The following is an 18,461-nucleotide window of genomic DNA, read 5'->3' as shown; positions in this document are numbered from 1 at the left end:
TTAGGCAAAACCGGGATTCCCGCAGGAGATTTTTTCGGCAGTCAGGGCCGAAAAAAAGTGAGCATGGGCAGAGAATGCACATCAAGCATTCTTTGACCATACGAACGGTGCTCCGGCGGGGATTCCGGTTTTGTCTTAGACTCTCTTCGCGACGGAGGTGTCCCCGGAACTTAAGCCTTTCTCCCGTCCTAACCAGACAGCCCGCTGCCGCAGGATTCCTCTCACCGTCCCCCTGCCACACAGCACCTGCCGTCATGAAGCATCTTGAGCCGAAGTCCACGTAGTTATATCCCTAAATTCTATACACCGCAAACAAAAAAGAAACCCAAAAAAGCAAAGTCATCCCTTGCCTTCCCAGGTTCCCGCATCATCCATCTACTTATCCATCTTTCGGTAGCAATACTGTATCAAATCTTTTCTAGTAATAATACCAATAAAATTATTCTGATCATCCACTACAGGCACAAAATTCTGATTCATCGCCTTATCAATCAAATCTTCCATATTACATTCAATATGTACCGGCTGATAATCTGTGCGGCGGGGAATCTTTGTAATAGGAATGGTCTCGGCCCTTCTCAGATTAAGATTCTGCTGATTTTTAATCCCCCACAGCAGATCTCCCTCTGTAATGGTACCCACGTATTTCCCGTCTATACTAATCATAGGGATACAGGAATATTTGTGGTATTCCATTTTCTCCATCACCTGGCGTAAGGTATCATCATCGAATACATATGCTACATCTTTTTTCGGTGTGAGGAAAAACAATATATTCATTCTGTAACATCTCCTATTTCTTCGTTCTTAGCTATTTTACAACAAAAAGTCCGACATTACCATATTGCTGAGGGAGATTCCTTCTCTGGTTAGAAATATCCGGCCGTTTTGGGCTTCAAGAAGACCCAGGGAAAGATATTTATCTATCGGCTGTTTATAGACATCTTCAATGTTTTTATGAAACGCGTGTATAAAGTCCTGCCTGCCGATCCCCTCTGTGAGACGGAGCCCCAGGAACATAAATTCTTCCATCTGCTTTTTTTCATCCAGGGCTTCTGTTTGGCTGTGTATCTTCCATGGATCAGAACTATGTTCCAAATACCATGTCCAATCAGAAGTATTGGAAAACCTCACCTCTCGGATCAGCGACGCTGCCCCTAAGCCCAGTCCCAGATAATTTTTTCTTTTCCAGTATCCTACATTATGGCGGCAGGCATATCCGGGCTTTGCATAATTGGAAATCTCATACTGAAGATAGCCATGTTCCCTCAGCAGATTATGAGTGAGTTCATACATAGCCCTCTCCTCTTCCTCTGGGGGCAAGGTCAGTTTCTGTCTGTAAAAAGGGGTCCCTTCTTCGATAATCAGGCTGTATGCGGAAATGTGTTCCGGAGCAAGCTTTACAGCCTGCCTGAGATTCTCTTCCCAACCCTGCAGGGTTTGGTATGGAATACCTGACATCAAATCAATATTTATATTAGTAAATCCGGCATTTCTGGCCTGCTCATAGTTCTCAGCAAACACCTCACAGGTATGAATCCTGCCTAAACACTTTAAATCTTCATTTTTAAAGGACTGGAGTCCCATACTCAGTCTGTTAATCCCCATGCTGCGATAGGCTCTGAGCTTGTCCCGATTAAGAGTTCCCGGATTCGCCTCTATGGTAATCTCTCCAAGTTTCCGGATGGAAAATGTCTGTCTGAGGCTTTCCATAATTCTTTCCATCTGTGACGCATTCAGAATACTAGGAGTCCCTCCTCCTAAAAATACTGAAGTCACCTCATATTCCAGGGCAAATTCTTTGTATGCGCTAATCTCTTTGAGAAGGGCTTCAGTATACGCCTCTCTCTCTGCCTCATTTCCCTGAAAAGAGAGAAAATCACAGTAACTGCATTTTTTCAGGCAGAACGGAATATGCAGATACAGTTCTAATTCCTCAGTCATAGCTTTATTTATCATCCAGTTTCAGGACACTCATAAAGGCTTTCTGAGGGATCTCCACATTGCCTACCTGACGCATCCTTTTCTTTCCTTCCTTCTGTTTTTCCAGAAGCTTTCTCTTACGGGAGATATCACCACCGTAGCATTTAGCCAGAACATCCTTTCGCATGGCCTTCACAGTCTCTCTTGCAATAATCTTGCTGCCAATGGCTGCCTGGATAGGAATTTCAAAGAGCTGTCTGGGTATCTCCTCTTTCAGCTTCTCGCACATTCTGCGCCCCCGTTCATAAGCAGTTTCCCCATGCACAATAAAGGACAAGGCATCCACCTCTTCCTTATTCACCAGAATATCCAGTTTCACCAATTCACTTCTTTGATATCCGGCCATCTCATAGTCGAAGGAGGCATAACCTCTGGACCGTGATTTTAAGGCATCAAAAAAGTCATAGATGATCTCATTCAGAGGAAGAACGTATTTTAGCAGCGCTCTGGTGGTCTCCATATATTCCATCCCCTGATACTGGCCCCTGCGCTCCTGACAGAGATCCATAATCGGTCCGATAAACTCTGTAGTTACCATAATCTCTGCATTCACCACAGGTTCCTCCATATAATCAATCTCAGAGGGATCCGGCAGGTTCGAGGGATTCGTCAGCTCCATAACATCTCCATTGGTCTTGTATACCTTATAGATAACGCCTGGTGCCGTAGTCACCAAATCCAGATTATATTCTCTTTCCAACCGCTCCTGAATGATCTCCAGATGAAGGAGCCCAAGGAATCCGCAGCGGAATCCAAAGCCCAGGGCTACTGATGTTTCCGGTTCAAACTGCAGAGAAGCATCATTTAACTGCAGCTTTTCTAAAGCATCCCTCAAATCTTGGTATTTCGCACCGTCTGCAGGATACATACCGCAGTAAACCATAGGGTTTACCTTTTTATATCCGGGAAGGGGTTTTTCACAAGGCCTGTCCGCATCGGTAATCGTGTCACCCACCCGGGTGTCCTTAACATTTTTAATACTGGCTGTAACGTAGCCTACCATGCCTGCACTCAGCTCCTCACAGGGAATAAACTGTCCGGCTCCAAAATAGCCAACCTCCACTACTTCTTCCACTGCCTGAGTGGCCATCATAAGAATTCTGGTGCCCTTTTTTACAGTACCTTCCTTAATTCTGCAGAATACTATAACCCCCTTATAGGCGTCATAGACTGAATCAAAAATCAGAGCCTGAAGCGGACTTGCCGGATCTCCGTTAGGCGCCGGTATCTTCTTCACAATCTTTTCCAGAACCGCCTCCACATTGGTTCCCATTTTCGCAGATATCAAAGGAGCATCCTCTGCCTCTATTCCAATGACATCTTCAATCTCACTGATGACTCTCTCCGGATCTGCACTGGGCAGATCAATCTTGTTAATTACAGGCATCACATCCAGGTCGTGATCCAGGGCAAGGTATACATTAGCCAGTGTCTGTGCTTCAATTCCCTGGGCAGCATCTACCACTAGGATTGCACCGTCACAGGCTGCCAGACTGCGTGAAACCTCGTAATTAAAGTCCACATGGCCAGGCGTGTCAATAAGATTGAAAATATATTCCTCCCCATCTTCAGCCTTATAAACTGTCCGCACAGTCTGTGCCTTAATGGTAATCCCTCTCTCTCTTTCCAGGTCCATATTATCCAGCACCTGTGCCTGCATTTCTCTATCCGTAAGCAGTCCGGTTTTCTCTATAATCCGATCCGCCAGCGTTGATTTTCCATGGTCAATATGTGCAATGATGCAAAAATTTCTGATTTTACTTTGGTCAATTCCTGCCATTGTACTTCCTCCTAACTGTTATACAGACAGCAAGAATTACCTGGTCCCAGGTAATTCCTCCCATCTATCCTTGACCATTGATTATAACACATTAAATGCAGACTTGTCATTCACCTTTTAATACTTTATTTAAAATATCTGCCAGAGGTTCCATAGCGTTCTTTACCTCTGCGACGGTATTTGTCTGGGCACCGCATTCTACCAGCAGTGACTTCGGGCGCATATGCAGGTTATAACGGTATCCTTTCAGATAGATGCATCTGGTAAAGTCAGGATAATACTTCTTCGCCTCCAGGGACAGCTGCAGTGATAATGCCAGATTATCCTGAATATATGGATTTGGCAGAGAAGGGATATCTCCGTTTTTAGTTGTTCTGCTCAGACCGTTAAAAAACATAATCTGCGCGGTGGGTTTTCCGTTTACATCCGTAACGAGCTTTTTCCCCTCCGCAATCCCGTCCCTGTGCAGGTCAATCACCACTTCAATACTGGGATTTTCCTCTAAAATCTGCTGAATCTTATCCCCGGCATAGTTGTAAGCCTTGTTTCTGTCCAGTTTACCGTCCACCATGTCGAAAACATCCGTCACATGAATCACATTGTAGTCATATTTCTGGCTGAGCAGATCTGTCAGATATTCCCCCACCCCTACAACGGTTGTGCTTGTGTCTCCGGGCACAGAGTCTGCAAAGTCTTCCTGGGAATGGCTGTGGTATATCAGGATCTGGGGTTTGTCATTTCCCGTCTGCATACGGAGATCCTTCTGCACCAGTTCGGGCGCATTCAGCTGTTCGCTGTTAATCGTTGTGGTCTTATCAATCACAAAAAAGTTATTAATCACATAATCATAATCCTGGAATTTTTCCAGAGGAATGTCTGTGACAGGAGCCCGTTCCTGTATCCCGGCCGCAGAAGCGTCCTCCGTCTCCTGCGTTTTTTCCGCCTCTGCGGCCTGGGGCGCATCTTCTTCCCCTGCCCCCACAGGCCCGGCCTCCTGGTTCTCCTCCAGTATTTTAGCCTCCAGGAATCCGGAGTTCTCAGCAACAATTTTGTCATAGGTGGTACTGCTCTCTACTGCAGTCTTATACACATTTTCCTGATCCAGATAATTCAGAAAAGGCACCTGCTCCAGTACTCTTCCCAAAATCCACTGGACTGTCGCTTCCTCAGGTGCCTTTTCTTCCGTTTCCGTATATAATAGTCCCGGCATGTATACTTCTATTGCCTTCTCTTCTGCATCTGCCAAAAAACGTTCTGCAATCTTCCCGTCTCCATTTAGATATTCTGCCTTTATGATCAAAGAGCCTTTTCCAAGAACATAGCCCCCCAATGCGATCAGTGCCGTTATAAGGAGTACGCGGACTGCCTTCTGAATTATTGTCTCTTTCTCCACTCCATCACCTCATATCTATATATGAAGTTTTGGGACGGATTATACTTTAGAAAATGCAATATTCAGCCCTTCTGATATAGTATAGGAAAGTCTCTTCATTGTTTCGTCCACATCTTTCGGGGTAACAAACATGCTGTAGAGAGGAGGAGTTATCATCTCATCCAGGAATTCCTTTTTCTCTGCCTCGTCCAGCGCATCCAAAAGATGAGCCATAGCATCGTATACAATCGTTGCCGCATCCACTACGGTAGGTACTCCGATGCCAATTACCATCACCCCCAGTGTCTCCCTGGTAAGTCCGTTTCTGTGGTTGCCCACACCTGAGCCGGGATGGATTCCTGTGTCCGTTATCTGAATGGTCCGGTTCAGACGTTTCGTGCTTCTGGCTGCCAGGGCATCAATAGCGATTACCACATCCGGTTTCGTCTCATCCACAACACCCTTAATAATTTCCAGAGTTTCCATACCAGTCTGTGCCATTACCCCGGGAACAAGACCGCTTACACAGTGAGCCTGATCTTCCCCCATCCCCTGAACACCATATTCTCTGATGACATGTCGGGTAATCCTCAGATTGGATATTACTTCCGGTCCTAAACAGTCTGGAGTTATATCCCGGTTTCCAAGCCCTACCACCAATACGGTCAACTCTCCCTTTTTGGGGATCAGCTTCCGGATATGCTTTGCCAGAACCTTTGAAATTTCTCTGTGGTATTCATCGTCCGGAACCGACATATTGGGGGCCTCAAGTGTGATATAGGTGCCCTGAGGCCGGCCCATAGCCTTTGCCCCGTTTTCTGTCTCAATTTTTACCGTGGTGGTACGGATGTCTTTCTCTTCATTATAATCTTCGTCGATTACAACCCCACGTATCTCTACATTGTCCTCCTCAAACCGCTCCGTAGTCTCTAATGCCAGATCTGTGCGAATCCTCTGTGTTCCTATCATATCCTGTCTCCTTTGCCATAATTGCTTTTTACTATTTTTTACAGTTTTTCATATTTTATGTATTGACAATCAGGAGATAATCAACTAAAATAAATGAGTATGTTCGAATTAGGGTGCCCGTGTCTGCTCTAATCCAACAATGAATCAAAAAGAATAAGCATATATTGGAGGTGTACGGTTTGGCAAATATTAAATCTGCTAAAAAAAGAGTATTAGTAAACAGAACAAAAGCAGCAAGAAATAAATCAATTAAATCAGCAGTTAAAACATCCATCAAAAAGGTAGAAGCTGCAGTAGCTGCAAAGGACAAAGAGGCAGCAGTGGCTGCTTTAACAGAAGCAACAGCTACTATTAATAAGGCAGCATCTAAAGGTGTTTATCATAAAAACAACTCTGCAAGAAAAGTATCCCGTTTATCAAAAGCCGTTAACTCAATCGCTTAAGATAAATATATAAAGAACCCCCACTGTTCCGTCATTCAGTGAAGGTTCTTTTTTTATTGCCTATTTAATTTCCGCTGAATTTCACCAGCAGCAGTTCCACACTCATCACATCACCTATCCGACCGGTTTTCACATCTTCCTCAGCCTTTACGCACTCCTCCACAGTACTTCTGAGCTGCTCCGAAGTATATTGCCTTGCGTAACTCAGGTAATTGCGTACCACAAAATGCTGGAGTCCGGTCTTCTTGCCGATTCCCTGATTGTCATATCCTTGATTCTGCAGTTCTTTCACCTGCAGAATCAAATTAAACTGCCGGGCCAGAAGAAATAAAATACGCATAGGAGGTTCTTTAAGGGACAGCAGGTCATAATATAGATCCAGGGCTTTCTTCTGATTTTTTTCGGTAACTGCCCGAATCATGTCAAAAATCTTATTGGTCGTCTGAGTGGTACAGATTGCCTCAATATCGTCAGCCGTAATCACGTCTCTGTCCATAGTGTAACAGAGCAGTTTTTCTGCCTCACGTTCAATGTTTCCCATATCACTTCCTGTTTTGGATAGAAACAGTTCCATATCTTTCTGTGTAATATTTTTCCCCTCTTTTTTTAAAATCCCAAGCACCCAGCGCATCAAAGTCTTGCTGTCCTGTATGCCGAATTCTACAATTCTCCCCTGCTTTTTTACCGCCTTATACATACGGCTCCTCTTATCTATTTCTTCTTCTACAAAGATCATACACAGGTATTCGGGCAGTCCTTCCCCTAAGTAATCAGCCAGTTCCTGACATTGATTCTTAAAAAACCCCGTGTTTTGGAGAATGATAACTCTCCGGTCCGCAAAAAAAGGCATAGTCTCAGCCAAAGCAATCACTTCCCCCGGGGCCACCTTCTTCCCCTCAAAATAACTGTAATTCATAGAATCGTCTTCCGGCAAAAGCGCTGCCCTCATTTTATTTTTATACTGTTGTTTCAGATAGGCTTCAGGTCCGCAGAACAGATACACCCTGCTAAAGCTCTGATTTTTAATATCTTCCTGTAAACTTTTCATATTCACTCCTACTGTCATTTCTATGGTCTATTATACTGTCTGGTCCTGTATTTTTCAATTGTGGTTTTGTTTCCGTCCAAAAACGCCTGTACGGCACCTCCCTCCCAGGTCATAAATATACGGCTCCCAGATCTCTTCAAGCGTTCCAGAGTCTCCTTGTGAGGATGCCCGTAAGAATTGCCCAAACCGCTGGATATTACCGCCGCCTTTGGCTTTACAGCTTTCAGGAAGCTCTCCCCGGAGGAATTCCTGGAGCCGTGGTGAGCCACCTTCAGAATATCATAAGGAGAACTCTTATCTTCTCCTATTAGTTTTTCTACTTTTTGCTCACCCTCTCCTTCGAGATCCCCTGTAAAGAGGATCCGGCATTCTCCGTAGGAAACCTCAATAACCTGGGATCCGCTGTTTGTCTCCTCTCCATAGAACCCCCTGTCCGGATGCAGGCAGGACAGATGCAGCATTCCATCCTTCATCGTATCTCCCTGCGCCAGACGGAGGATTCGGCATCCGGCCGCCTTACCCAATTTTTCTAATTTCCTCAGTTCCACATTCGTATCCTTCCATCCCGGGAGAACCAGATTCCGTATCTTCAGGGACGTCTGTTTTCCCTCTATTGCCTCCAGAAGTTCCTGTATCCCGTTCATATGATCCGAATCTGTGTGTGATACCATCACATAGTCCAGGCACTGAATGCCCTCGTATTTTAGAAACGGGAGTATTCGATAAGTCCCAACCTTTGCAATACTGCTGCTCCCTCCGTCTATTAGAAAGGACTGCCCCAAAGGTGTCTCCATCACAGCACTGTCTCCCTGCCCCACATCCAGAAAAGTCACCTTCAGATTTTTATAATTTCTGGTCTGCATAAGAGGAAGCGAACAGAGGAGAAAAATTGCTGCTGCCATCCATCTTTTACCTTTTATTCTTATCCTGAGGAAGCGCCGGGCCTCTCCCTTACCACACCTCCACGTCAGCAGCAGGAGCGCAAGAACTGTATAATACACCACAATCTTCCAGAAAGCAGGTCTGCCCAGTATCAAGGTTATCCCAGGGATTCCCTGCAGATGGCTTCCCGCCCTCTGATATATGGTCAGTAAGTACTTTGCCGGCAAAATCAGGATTTTCCCTGCATCCGCTGAGATAAAAGCCGCTGCCATTCCCCCTGCGCCGGATATAAGAACTGCAGCCACAGTAGGAAGTACAAGAAGATTGAAAAAGAAGCCATATAGGGGGACTTCATAAAAAAAATACAATACTACCGGAGTACTTATCATCCAAACTGCCAGGCCGGATAAAAGATACTGCCCTACGCGGCCAGTATTTTCCTTCTGTATCAGGGGAAGCACCAGACCGATGCCCAAAATAGCGCCGAAAGACAGCAAAAAGCTGCTGTCATAGAGATAGCCCGGGCTGTCCATTAGAAGCAGGATACCTGCAAGGCTGAGAGCAGAGAGCAGATCGTAGGTCCTTCCAATCCACTTTGCCCCGGTAACCGCAGCAAACATAATAAATGCGCGCAGTGTAGCAACGCTTCCTCCGGTAAGCAGTCCGTAACTTAATAAAAAAAAGACAGCTATACCGGCCGACAGGCCCAAACTGCCTCCGGCCTTTCGCAATCCTTTATAGAGTCCCATGCCCAGAATGGAGAGATGGAGACCTGAAATGGCCAGAATATGGGATATTCCCAGCATCTGAAATTGTGTCTTAATCTCACGGTCCATGCTGCTTTTCTCCCCTAAAAGCATGGCACATAAAATAGCTCCTGTGCGCTCATCGGTAATGCTCTGCAGATTCTCTTTCAAGACATTTCTAAGTCTGTACAGCGCCTCTTTGTATACAGAATAGCTCTCTCCGGCAGACTGAAGCTCCTCTCCTTCCATGGTATAGTAAACCTTCCGGGCTCTGTAATAGGCCCTCTCGTTAAATTGTCCCGGATTGGAAGGCAGCTCTGTTTCCTTCAGAAAGCCTCTGACTCCCAGAAGTCTTCCCATAGGATATAGGGCTTCCTCTGCCTTCGGTTTATATGTAACTTTTACTTGTTCAATGGGATATAATTCAGATTGATATGTCAGAACGACGTTTTTAAGATAATAGATATGGACAGAATCTCTTTCTTCCTTTTGGTACAGTTCCCCGGTAATTACCGCTCGTTCTCCGGATTCCAGGCAGCTGCGTACCCCCGGGGTACGGGAGGACTCTCTGCATCCAGAGAGCCCGCTTATATCACACAGCCAGATGACAGCCATAAACAAAAGGCACATCACACAGAGCGGCCGCTTTATCATGGGGATGCCTCCTCAACTAGTGAGTAATCACTGCTGAAAAACTGATCCAGATCCACACTTTCACGGAATGTTTTCTTTGTCTCCCCATTGACGGATATCTGTACCTTTGTAACATGGCAGGCATCCACCAGAGAGTTTACAATGGAATAGATTGGTATACTCTCCTGCACGGTCAAAGCCTGATCCAAAAATGTCTTGTCAAGATTTACATAACCAATCCCCTCCGATATAGATACCCCCAGTATCTTAGTATCCGGAGACAGCGTAGGATAAGTTCCATCCTGACGGGGTCCCTTAATGAGCTGCTGAACTACCACCTTCTCCAGAGGAACGTTGCTGCTGTAGTATACCTTTACCTGCTCCTTTTTCAGCCTGTCCCCGGTTTCATTGGTAAAGTAGAGATCCAGGGTAGTAAACAGATACGAGTTTATATTCTTTCCTTCATTTTCCACAAAGGTATCCCCATCCATTGTTCCCAAAGGGTTCCCGCTGTTATCCTCAGCCGGTTCCCCCTCAATTAGAAACTGTACTCCTGTGACACCCGGAATTTGTATAAATGATTTTACAATTCCTGCACGGGCTAATATCTCCCGCGTGTTTGACAGCTCATTGTATTCTTCTGAAAAGTTCACTGTCAGGATGGTGTTATCAAAGGTATAATCCTTGAGCTTCACCGACTTAGGAAGAATACTTTTATACGTTTCGTCCGTCACTTCCTCCTGTACCAGTTCCGCCATTTCCTGTATCATACTCTCTGTCTTTCTCTCCTCCGGGACATAATTCTTTGTGATAATTCCGGTTTCCTCTGCATTGACATAGTATTTATGATACTCCGATGATTTTTCCACTGTTTTGTTTTCGCAGCCGCCAAGAAGGAAAGCCATCCCTATGATTACGAAATATTTCCACTGTTTTTTCAACTCGTTCACCTCCTAAGAAATATGAATCAGAGGAATACGAACGGAGAATGTCGTTCCTTCTTTTTCTTTGCTGTATACTTTTATAGCGCCGCGGTGCATTACAATGGCATTCCTTGTAATAGCAAGCCCCAGCCCTGTACCACCGATTTCTCTGGAGTGAGACTTATCCACCCGGTAAAATCGTTCAAAAATACGATCCAGAGACTCTTCCGGAATTCCCATACCGGAATCTGCCACAGTCACATAGAAATATTTATGGTCTGCATTGAGGGACACCCTTACCCATCCGTCTTCTACATTATATTTGATAGCATTCTCCACCAGATTGGACAGTGCCAGAGTAAGCTTTGTCTCATCAATCTCTGCATTCACAGGGCGGAAACTGTCCAGGATCAATTCAATATTCTTTTTGGCTGCAATAGGCTGCAGGCGTTTCAGTATTACCTCCAGCAGATCGTTGATGTTGACCAGCTCTATATGAAGCTCAGATGCTTTTTTATCCAGCTTCACCAGTTCCAGAAGATCTGTAATGATTTTATTTTCCCGGTCTATCTCCAGGGTGATATCCTGCATGAATTCCTGGTATAGCTCAATAGGTACATTTTCCTGTCCAACCAGGGAATCTGCCAGCACCTTCATAGAAGTCAGCGGCGTCTTCAGCTCATGGGATACATTAGAGACAAATTCCTGTCTGGACTCATCCAGTACTTTCATTCTTCCCAGCATCTTATTAAACGCATTTGTAATTAATTCTGTCTCTGTATAATCCGGAACAGAGATCTCCTCGTCCAGGTATCCGTCTGTCAGATCCTCTATAGAACGGGTTACTCTCGCAAAAGGCTTTACCAGAATTCCCGCCAGAATATAGCCAAAAACCAGGACCAGAATACAGATTACCAAAAGGAGAAGTGCCCCCTTCTGCTCAAGTACATCAATGTTTCCCTCAATCTCACTGGTAGAACTGCTGATAAGCATCACACCCATCACCTTTTTCGTCTCAAGATTCTGTATGGGAGAGGTCAGCTCAATATAGGCGTTCTTGTTGTCATAGTGAGTGGTATTATTGCCGTTGAAGCAGTCAATCACTTCCTCTGATAACGCATATTTCCCCTCGTCCAGATTATACGTATCTTTAATAATCTTAAACTCATCATTAATTACCAGAATCCTGCCGCTGTAAACGGTGGACAACATTGACATAGCACTGTTGCTTACCTCTGAATCCGTGTGATTCAGATAATCTTCACTGGCCAGCTGATTGCACAGAATATCGCACTGATTTTTAACATTGATACTTCGCAGCGACACAGCCCGGTTTTCATAGCTTTTTACAAGTCCGTTTTCAATAATCACGCTGGGGACTATACCGATTACGACCAGGATAATCATAATCCGGAATCTGAGACTTTTAAAAAATGTAAACTTTCTTTTTAAATTGATTATAGCTATCGACTCCCCTTTACTCAGAACAGCCCTGATGCAAACTGCTTCAGGGCCATCCAGATACTCACTTTTTACGATACTTGGAAATAATATCCAACACCCCATTTGGTATGGACATATCTTGGTTCACTTGGATTTTCTTCGATTTTTTCACGAAGTCTTCTGATATGTACATCCACGGTTCTGACATCTCCGGGATATTCATATCCCCACACTATATTCAAAAGGCTTTCCCGGCTGTAAACCTTGTTAGGATTATGCACCAGCAGCTCAAGGACATCAAACTCTTTGGCTGTAAGATTAATTTCCTTTCCGCTGATAAAAACACGTCTGCCCTCACAGTCCAGCTTTAGTTCCCCAACCGTAATCATTTTTGACTTTTCATCTTCCTGTTCCTGCTTTTTGGTACGGCGCATGATTGCTTTAATCCTGGCTTTTACTTCCAGAATATTAAAGGGCTTTGTAATATAATCATCCGCACCATACTCCAGCCCCAGAATCTTGTCCATATCCTCACCTTTGGCGGTAAGCATAACGATTGGGACATTGGAGAACTCACGGATTTGCTGGCATACCTCCAGGCCCGTCAGCTTAGGCAGCATAATATCCAGCAAAATTATATCATATTCGTTATCCTTTGCCATATTCAAAGCCTCTTCTCCGTCGTACGCGCACTCAACACTCATACCATCCTGTTCCAGGCTGAAACGGATTCCCTTTACAATCAGTTTTTCATCATCAACGACTAATACCTTTTTACTCATTATTTTCTCCTCATATTAAATGGTAATCAAATCCGCAATTTTCTGAAAAACCTTGCCCTTTATCCCTGAAATTTCCTGCAGCTCCTCAATAGAGGTAAATCTGCCGTGAGTTTCCCTGTACTCTATGATGGATGAGGCTTTTACTTCCCCGATTCCCGGAAGTGTCTGAAGTTCTTCAGCAGTAGCTGTATTCAGATTCACCTTTCCATCTCCCGAAGGATTATCCGGACGTTCTTCTGCCTGAGGAATTTCTTCCCCATGGTCTCTTTTTTCCTGTGCTTCTTCTCTGGTGTAGATCCGAATCTGCGTTCCATCTTCCATGGCAGCTGCCTGATTTACATACGTTTCGTCCGCGTCTTCCGTAAATCCTCCCGCTGCACTTACAGCCTCATAGACACGCGCTCCCGCATTCAGATGATACACACCCGGCTGGTTTACAGCTCCGCATATATAGATACAGATCTCAGGCGGCTTTTCTTCTGCTTCTTTTGATTGTTCTTTTGTCTCTGTCTGGGAGTTATCCTGCCCATCCTCTCCCCGGACGCCCTCCTCTTCGGCGTGTCCAAACTGCACTTCCGGTGCTTTTTGTCCACAGGCACATAATACCTGGCATAACAGCCACAATAATACCAAAAAGTATATTGGTAATATTTTATTACTTAACATATGCATATCTCCTTTACAGCGTATTCCGCTATAAGGTCCCACATCATGCACAGCTATCTTTATTGTAGCGAATTTGCCAGGTGATTACAATACAGAATCTGAAATTTGCGATTTTATTTCTGCCATTTAAAGAGAACAATGCCTCCAATGGCGATCAGCATACCAAAAAGCTTTCTCCATTCAAAGGGCTGTTTGTCTACGCCAAACAGCCCAAACAGTTCAATCACATATGCAATTCCAAGCTGAGCAATTACAATCAGCATCGCTGCTTTCGCCGGTCCCAGAGAACTCATACTCTGAATCACGGTAACGGTAATAAATGCACCAATTACCCCTCCCAACAGAATGTATTTGTGATCCACCTGGGCTAATGCCATCACCTTCTCCCTTCCGGTAAAGAGCCAGGCCCCCACACATACTACAAACGCCGACAGCTGTACCCATCCTGTAGATACCCAAAGACTTGTCTGTTTTGTAAGCTCTGTATTAAATACTCCTTGTACACTCATCAAAGCCCCAGATATAAGCGCAACTATAATACCCCACATAGATGCAACCTCCATTTTTTTATATTTTTCTTAGGTTGTGCAGAATCGTGAGGTTTATTCGTAAATTATAGTTTTGTGTAATAGTTTTGTGTATGTGAAGTTCGGGGTTATGCAGTCGGGGAGCGAGGCGTTGCAGACAGACGGATATAGAAGGGAGCACCGGGGAGACAGGGCCAGGCCCTGTCTCCCCGGTGCTCCCTTCTATATCCTGACAGAGACTCACTTCACATTCACGGAAAACGGGTAGGGAAGGTCGAACGTTGTACACTTTTCATATTATTCATCATTTATGATCGCTTGATTTTTGGATAAACATCCAAACCTGTTACCGTTATCACTTCCATACTTTCTGGCTACATTACAGCTATATTCTATCTGACAATTTTACAGTCATATCCTATGTGAATAATATCATTCCCCTTCTGATAAATTTACCCTCTGGAACTTTCCTATACCCAGGTGAGAGGAATCCCGCGGCGGCGGGCTGGCTGGTTCGGGCGGGAGGGAGGCTTAAGTTCCGCGGACGATTCCGCAGGAGTGATTAGAGAGTCTTAGGCAAAAACGGGATTCTCGCTGGAGATTTTTTCGGCAGTCCAGGCCGAAAAAAAGTGAGCATGGGCAGAGAATGCACATAAAGCATTCTTTGCACATACGAACGGTGCTCCGGCGGGGATTCCGGTTTTGTCTTAGACGCTCTTCGCGACGGAGGTGTCCCCGGAACTTAAGCCTCCCTCCTGTCCGAACCAGCCAGCCCGCTGCCGCGGGATTTCTCTCACCGTCCCCCTCCTCCCCACACCTTCCGACTGGGCAGTCTCAAGCTTAGGAAGTTAAATCCAAAATCACAAACTCATTTCCAACCTTCTCACCATCTCATCCACATCCTCCGCCTCAATGACAAGAGGAGGAACAAATCGCAGCACATCGGTCCCTGCCGAAATGATAATCAGTCCCTGTTCCAATGCCCTGCTGACAATCTCGCCCACAGGACGGCCGGTGACTACGACTCCCTGCATAAGGCCTTTTCCCCGCCTTTCCGTGAAGAAATCATATTTTTCCACCAGCTCATCCAGTTTCTTCTCCAGATAAGGTGCGATCTCATTTACGTGTTCCACAATTTTCTCTTCCCGGAACACATCAAATACCTTGCTCACTGCTGTGCAGGCCAAGGGATTGCCCCCGTAAGTAGTGCCGTGATCGCCGGGAACCAGAGAGGCATCTGCTGTCTTCTTATTCAGAACAAAGGCCCCTACCGGAACACCGCATCCCAGGGCTTTTGCGCATGTCATGATATCCGGTTCTATACCGTAAGACTGATAGGCAAACATGCGCCCCGTTCTTCCCATCCCGCACTGGATTTCATCCAGAATCAGGAGTATATCCTTTTCGTCACAGATGGAACGGATAGCTTTCAGGAACTCTGGTTCTGCAGGATAAATCCCGCCTTCTCCCTGAACAGTTTCCAGGATAATTGCACAGGTCTTGTCTGTAATCAGTGCTTTTACGCTTTCCAAATCATTGAACCGGGCAAACTTTACCCCGCCGATCAGGGGTTTGAAGGGCTCCTGGTAATGGGTATTTCCTGTCACTGACAAAGCTCCCAGGCTTCTGCCATGGAAGGAGTGATGCATAGCAATGATCTCGTGATCCGTCCTTCCATCCTTAAGGTATGCATATTTTCTCGCTGCCTTGATGGCGCCCTCAATGGCCTCAGTGCCGCTGTTAGTAAAGAACACTTTACTCAGTCCGCTGGCCTCACACAGTTTGCCGGCCGCCTCAATGGCAGGTACATTATAATATAAATTGGAGGTATGGATAAGCTTATCAATCTGTGCTTTTAACGCGTTATTATATCCCGGATGCCCGTAGCCAAGCGCAAATACTGCAATCCCTGCTCCAAAATCCAGATACTCCTTGCCTTCCACATCGTATAGACGGACGCCTTCTCCTCTGTCCAGAACCGTCTGAAACCGGTTATAGGTATGCAAAATCACCTGTTCTGCCTGCTCTATATATGTATTATTACTCATTAAAATACCTGCTTTCTCCATCGCCTAAAATAGCGGTACCAATTCCCCTGTCAGTAAAGAACTCCAGCAGGAGACAATGCTCAATGCGGCCATCCAGAATATGCACCCTGGAAACTCCCTGTTTAATAGCATCAATACAGTTCTGCAGCTTGGGAAGCATTCCCCCGCCCACATGACCGGATGCCAGAAATTCTTCTGCCTCAGCTACCGTAAGTTCGGAGATCAGAGTCGACTGATCCAGGGGATCCCTGTATACCCCCTCTATATCTGTTAAAAAAGCCAGCTTCTGTGCATGTTCCGCAGTGGCAATGGCACAGGCTGCGTCATCCGCATTGATATTATAGGATTCATAGTTATCGTCCATTCCAATAGGGCAGATAACGGGGACAAAATCATTTTCAATCAAAGTATCTATCAAATCTGTATTTACATTTGTCACCTCACCTACGTAGCCAATATCCTTCCCTGCGGACATTTTTTTCTTTACGGTAAGGGTATTCCCGTCTTTCCCGCTGATCCCGGCCGCCTTCACCCCTACACTTTCCATATACTGAACCAGATTTTTGTTTACCTTTCCCAAAACCATCTCAGCTATTTCCATGGTCTTTGTATCTGTGACTCTCAGCCCGTTGACAAATTCAGGTGTCATACCGGAGAGTTTTACCCATTTACTGATCTCCTTTCCGCCTCCGTGCACAATGATTGGCTTAAATCCAACCAGCTTCAGAAGTGCCACATCCTTAATCACATTCTTTTTCAACGCATTGTCTGTCATGGCGCTCCCGCCGTACTTTACTACAATCTTTGCACCGTTAAAGTGCTGAATATATGGAAGTGCCTCGATCAGCACCTGCGCTTTGTGCAGCCATAATTCCATATTGTCCATGTTATATATCCTCCCTATCTGTCCTTTTGACCCAGCCATGCTTTACTCTCTTCCCGGCCTGATTTTTTCATATGCACCGTTCAGAATCTGACGCAGGTCAAGATCTGTAATCTGCGTTAATCTTAATATAATCATAGGTCAGATCACAGCCCCATGCAGTGGCAGAAGCATCTCCCATCTTTACATCAGCAATTGCTGTAACTGCCTTTTCTGAGAGGATTTTCGTTGCCTCATCTTCGCTGTAATCTACGGCAACGCCGTTCTCAATGATCTGGATTCTGCCGGCCGAGCTTTCAAAAAACAAATCCACTTTTTCCGGATCAAACTGTGCGCCGGAGTACCCCATGGCACAGAGAATTCTTCCCCAGTTGGCATCATGACCATAGATCGCCGCCTTTGTCAAACTGGAGGTGACAATTGATTTGCTCAGTATAACCGCCTGCTCCTTGCTCTGGGCACCTGTCACCCTGACCTCAAACAATGCGGTTGCACCCTCTCCGTCTCCCGCAATTGCCTTTGCCAGATAGGTATTGACATAGTCAAGTGCCTCTTTAAAGATTACATAATCCTGATTTTTTTCTTTGATTTCCAGGTTGCAGGCAAGACCGTTTGCCATTAGCAGTACCGTATCATTTGTTGATGTATCTCCATCTACAGAGATCATATTATAGGTGTCCTTTACACTGTCGCTCAAAGCCTCCTGGAGCAGTTCCTTGCTGATCTCCACATCAGTCATAATAAAGCTCAGCATAGTACACATATTCGGATGTATCATACCCGAACCCTTGCACATTCCCCCAATGGTTACTTTTTGACCGCCGATCTCCACTTCCACGGCAATCTCCTTTTTCACAGTGTCTGTTGTCAATATGGACTGGGCAGCCAGAGAGCCGGCCTTTCTGCTTGGAGAGAGCAGCGGAACCATGTCCTTTACTCCCTGTGCCAGAATATCCATGGGGAGCTGTTTCCCTATGACTCCCGTAGAGGCAACCAACACCGACTCTGCAGGTATATGAAGTGCTTCACCTGCAGCTGCAGCAGTTTGTCTGCAGTATCCATAGCCTTCCTCCCCTGTGCAGGCATTGGCAATTCCGCTGTTGCACACTACTGCCTGAGCAAAAGGCTCCTCGGCCACAATTTTCTGATCCCATTTTACCGGAGCTGCCTTCACCACATTCGTAGTAAATGTCCCCGCTGCTTTACATGGCACAATACTGTAAATCATAGCCATATCTTTTGTGTTTTCCTTTTTAATGCCTGCTGCAAGGCCAGCCGCCTGAAATCCCTGAGGAGCGGTTACTCCTCCCTCAAATACTTTCATGATTCACTC

The 18,461-nt window shown here is 45.5% G+C and carries 16 protein-coding genes; 1 reads left to right on the top strand and 15 read right to left on the bottom strand.

The features are described from left to right. Positions 1-375: 375 nt before the first annotated feature. The 5 genes from BUA56_RS16980 to gpr all read right to left on the bottom strand — a co-directional run bounded on the left by BUA56_RS16980 (position 376) and on the right by gpr (position 6,104). Entirely contained in the window at positions 376-780 is a 405-nt protein-coding gene (locus tag BUA56_RS16980; RefSeq protein ID WP_072853862.1) for a CBS domain-containing protein, read from the bottom strand. 36 nt (positions 781-816) lie between these two features. Next, positions 817-1,944 (bottom strand): radical SAM family heme chaperone HemW, encoded by a 1,128-nt coding sequence (gene hemW / locus BUA56_RS16975; protein ID WP_072853877.1) that lies wholly within the window; start codon positions 1,942-1,944, stop codon positions 817-819. Positions 1,945-1,948: 4 nt separating this feature from the next. Then, positions 1,949-3,763, bottom strand: coding sequence for a translation elongation factor 4 (gene lepA / locus BUA56_RS16970; protein ID WP_072853861.1), 1,815 nt, complete (start codon positions 3,761-3,763; stop codon positions 1,949-1,951). Between the two features lie 106 nt (positions 3,764-3,869). After that, positions 3,870-5,156, bottom strand: coding sequence for a stage II sporulation protein P (locus BUA56_RS16965; protein WP_072853860.1), 1,287 nt, complete (start codon positions 5,154-5,156; stop codon positions 3,870-3,872). Between the two features lie 39 nt (positions 5,157-5,195). After that, entirely contained in the window at positions 5,196-6,104 is a 909-nt protein-coding gene (gene gpr, locus BUA56_RS16960; RefSeq protein WP_072853859.1) for a GPR endopeptidase, read from the bottom strand. Between the two features lie 179 nt (positions 6,105-6,283). Between gpr and rpsT the strand changes: the two genes are divergently transcribed. Next, on the top strand, positions 6,284-6,547 hold the full coding sequence (gene rpsT / locus BUA56_RS16955) for a 30S ribosomal protein S20 (protein ID WP_084068046.1): 264 nt from the start codon (positions 6,284-6,286) through the stop codon (positions 6,545-6,547). A 64-nt stretch (positions 6,548-6,611) separates the two neighbouring features. On the opposite strand, the gene holA is transcribed toward rpsT, so the two are convergent. From holA to argJ, 10 genes are all read right to left on the bottom strand, one after another. Then, complete coding sequence (gene holA, locus BUA56_RS16950) at positions 6,612-7,595, bottom strand: DNA polymerase III subunit delta (RefSeq protein WP_072853857.1); 984 nt, start codon at positions 7,593-7,595, stop codon at positions 6,612-6,614. A 20-nt stretch (positions 7,596-7,615) separates the two neighbouring features. Beyond that, on the bottom strand, positions 7,616-9,877 hold the full coding sequence (locus BUA56_RS16945; protein WP_072853856.1) for a DNA internalization-related competence protein ComEC/Rec2: 2,262 nt from the start codon (positions 9,875-9,877) through the stop codon (positions 7,616-7,618). Continuing rightward, positions 9,874-10,797, bottom strand: a complete 924-nt coding sequence (locus tag BUA56_RS16940) for a GerMN domain-containing protein (protein ID WP_084068045.1) — start codon at positions 10,795-10,797, stop codon at positions 9,874-9,876. Before BUA56_RS16940 ends, BUA56_RS16945 begins: the two co-directional genes overlap by 4 nt. 12 nt (positions 10,798-10,809) lie before the next feature. Continuing rightward, positions 10,810-12,186 carry a sensor histidine kinase gene (locus BUA56_RS16935; protein WP_242946785.1) on the bottom strand — a complete coding sequence of 459 codons (1,377 nt, stop codon included), beginning with the start codon at positions 12,184-12,186 and terminating at the stop codon, positions 10,810-10,812. Between the two features lie 125 nt (positions 12,187-12,311). After that, positions 12,312-13,004 (bottom strand): response regulator transcription factor, encoded by a 693-nt coding sequence (locus BUA56_RS16930; protein WP_072853855.1) that lies wholly within the window; start codon positions 13,002-13,004, stop codon positions 12,312-12,314. A 15-nt stretch (positions 13,005-13,019) separates the two neighbouring features. Then, on the bottom strand, positions 13,020-13,670 hold the full coding sequence (locus tag BUA56_RS16925; protein WP_072853854.1) for a ComEA family DNA-binding protein: 651 nt from the start codon (positions 13,668-13,670) through the stop codon (positions 13,020-13,022). A gap of 113 nt (positions 13,671-13,783) precedes the next feature. After that, a complete protein-coding gene (locus BUA56_RS16920) occupies positions 13,784-14,218 on the bottom strand; it encodes a DMT family transporter (RefSeq protein WP_072853853.1) in 435 nt (144 codons plus the stop codon). 839 nt (positions 14,219-15,057) lie between these two features. Next, positions 15,058-16,245: an aspartate aminotransferase family protein gene (locus tag BUA56_RS16915; RefSeq protein WP_072853852.1), complete on the bottom strand. Its 1,188-nt coding sequence runs from the start codon at positions 16,243-16,245 to the stop codon at positions 15,058-15,060. After that, positions 16,238-17,131: an acetylglutamate kinase gene (argB, locus tag BUA56_RS16910; protein WP_072853851.1), complete on the bottom strand. Its 894-nt coding sequence runs from the start codon at positions 17,129-17,131 to the stop codon at positions 16,238-16,240. The genes BUA56_RS16915 and argB overlap by 8 nt, the downstream gene beginning before the upstream one ends. 97 nt (positions 17,132-17,228) lie before the next feature. Next, positions 17,229-18,452 carry a bifunctional glutamate N-acetyltransferase/amino-acid acetyltransferase ArgJ gene (gene argJ / locus BUA56_RS16905; protein ID WP_072853850.1) on the bottom strand — a complete coding sequence of 408 codons (1,224 nt, stop codon included), beginning with the start codon at positions 18,450-18,452 and terminating at the stop codon, positions 17,229-17,231. Between the last annotated feature and the right edge of the window lie 9 nt (positions 18,453-18,461).

The sequence above is a fragment of the Lactonifactor longoviformis DSM 17459 genome, from assembly GCF_900129135.1.
Classification (GTDB): Bacteria; Bacillota; Clostridia; order Lachnospirales; family Lachnospiraceae; genus Lactonifactor; species Lactonifactor longoviformis.
This window is presented reverse-complemented; position numbering and strand designations above follow the sequence as displayed.